Annotated in this window: 2 tRNA genes and 2 rRNA genes; all 4 read left to right on the forward strand. The window is 49.5% G+C overall.

The window, feature by feature from the left end:
- Nucleotides 1-109: ribosomal RNA gene (locus AC1DE7_RS31715) — 16S ribosomal RNA — on the forward strand; the annotation flags it as partial.
- Between the two features lie 106 nt (nucleotides 110-215).
- Nucleotides 216-332 (forward strand): 5S ribosomal RNA (rrf, locus tag AC1DE7_RS31720).
- Nucleotides 333-368: 36 nt separating this feature from the next.
- A tRNA-Ile gene (locus tag AC1DE7_RS31725) sits at nucleotides 369-445 on the forward strand.
- Between the two features lie 22 nt (nucleotides 446-467).
- A tRNA-Ala gene (locus AC1DE7_RS31730) sits at nucleotides 468-543 on the forward strand.
- Nucleotides 544-700 lie beyond the last annotated feature (157 nt).

Raw genomic sequence — 700 nt, forward strand, 5'->3', positions numbered from 1 at the left:
AGTCGGTGGGGTAACCGCAAGGAGCCAGCCGCCGAAGGTGGGATAGATGATTGGGGTGAAGTCGTAACAAGGTAGCCGTATCGGAAGGTGCGGCTGGATCACCTCCTTTCTATGGAGAATCGTTTCCTGCAACGGAAACATTCAAATACAAAATCTAGCCAGGTCGGCTAGTTACTCACTCGTTGCTCAGTTTTGAGAGYTCAAACTCTCAAACGTTTGGTGGCGATAGCGAAGGGGTTCCACACGTTCCCATCCCGAACACGACCGTTAAGCCCTTCAGCGTCRATGGTACTTGGACCGCAGGGTCCTGGGAGAGTAGAACGCCGCCAAGCKTAACCCATTTTGGGTTCAAATAGTATATGTAATGTGGGCCCTTAGCTCAGTTGGTTAGAGCGCACCTCTGATAAGGGTGAGGCCGGTGGTTCGAGTCCACCAGGGCCCACCATCTATACCTTTAAACTTTATATGGGGCCATAGCTCAGCTGGGAGAGCGCCTGCCTTGCAAGCAGGAGGTCAGCGGTTCGATCCCGCTTGGCTCCACCAAAAAAGTCTTACAAGTTTGTTCTTTGAAAACTAGATATCGAAACGAAACAAACGCGAATTAGAACATTCCTTTAAGCTGAACTTGTGCAAACAAGTCAAGTGTATAAAGGTAGTTAAATTGCTTTTGTGATGGTATCGGGTGAGAGCGACTTTTGGC

The organism is Paenibacillus sp. 10L310 (assembly GCF_056395745.1).